This window comes from Alcanivorax sp. HI0083, from assembly GCF_001635175.1.
Map to the genome: position 1 here is coordinate 1 of NZ_LWFX01000150.1, position 1,338 is coordinate 1,338.

3 protein-coding genes are annotated in these 1,338 nt (G+C 58.4%); all 3 read right to left on the minus strand.

Translation table 11 applies throughout. The features are described from left to right. On the minus strand, positions 1–197 hold a 197-nt coding region (locus tag A3754_RS01620; RefSeq protein WP_369817559.1), incomplete at its 3' end, for a low molecular weight phosphatase family protein. A gap of 1 nt (position 198) precedes the next feature. Further along, a complete protein-coding gene (locus A3754_RS01625) occupies positions 199–519 on the minus strand; it encodes a metalloregulator ArsR/SmtB family transcription factor (RefSeq protein ID WP_063518680.1) in 321 nt (106 codons plus the stop codon). Positions 520–725: 206 nt separating this feature from the next. Next, a partial coding sequence (gene phoU / locus A3754_RS01630; protein WP_063518681.1) for a phosphate signaling complex protein PhoU occupies positions 726–1,338 on the minus strand: 613 nt, incomplete at its 5' end.

Consider the following 1,338-nt stretch of genomic DNA (forward strand, 5'->3'; position numbering starts at 1 on the left):
GCCGGGTTTTGCGGAGTAATACCATGGCGTCTCAGTACCGCCAGCGCCCCCGGGTTCACCTCACCGGTGGGATGGCTGCCGGCACTGAGTCCCCGAAAACGGCCTTCGCCCAGGGCATTGATCAACGCTTCACCAATAATGGAACGGCAGGAATTGCCGGTGCACAGTACCAGGATCGTCATGGGTTGCAGTTGCATGTCAGTTCTCGCAGCAGGCAGAGACAGGAAGTGTCAGGGACAGGGCGTCGCAGGCCGGTGATACCAGACTTGCCAACGTCTGCTGTGCCCAGGCGGGCAGATTCGGATTAACGCGGTAATGCATCCAGGTACCCTGCCGCCGAGCCACCACCAACCCGCACTGGCGCAGCTGGGCCAGGTGGCGAGACACAGTGGACTGCGGCGCCTGCATGGCCTCCACCAGATCGCACACGCAGACCTCCCCCTGACCGTGCAGCAGGCAGATCAGGCTGAGGCGAATATCGTCGCCGAGGCATTTGCAGAGCTGGGTGGGTGTAAGCATGTGCGAACCTTATATCCGCATATTCGGAAATACGGATATTAGCGACATGATACGCGACACGCAACATGCTTCATTCAACATCGCGGGGCGATTTCATGACGATGACGGAAAGAAAAAGGCCGCGCCCGAAGATCAGGCACGGCCTTGTAAAAGATCGCAGGAGCGGGTTTTCCTTGTAGCTCGCCGCTTGAAGCTCGTAGCGGCCTTTATTCCTTCAGCTTCTTTTCGATCTCATCGATGCTGATATGGCGCACATCCTTGCCTTCCACCAGATAGATCACCTGTTCGCCGATATTGCGGGCATGGTCGCCGATGCGCTCCAGGGCGCGCAGGGACCAGATGATGTTGAGTACCCGGGAAATGGCCCGCGGATCTTCCATCATGAAGGTGACCAGCGAGCGCATGGCGCTGCGATATTCCAGGTCCACTTCTTTGTCTTCGGCGGCCACGGCCAACGCTTTCTGGGCATCGAAGCGGGCAAAGGCATCCAGGGAATCGCGCAGCATGTTGCGCACATGGTTACCGATATGGCGCACTTCCACATAACCGCGGGGCGACTCGCCTTCTTCCGCCAACTGCAGCCCCATGCGGGCAATTTTGGCTGACTCATCACCAATGCGTTCAAGGTCGGACACCGCCTTGGACACGGCAATAATCAAACGCAAATCCGACGCCGCCGGCTGGCGCAGCGCCAACACCTTGGTGCATTGCTCGTCGATCAGAATTTCCAGATTATCGACCCGGTCTTCGGTTTCTATCACTTTTTCTGCCAGCGCCGAGTCTGCCTTCAGCAATGCCTGAAGCGCATCCACTACCTGC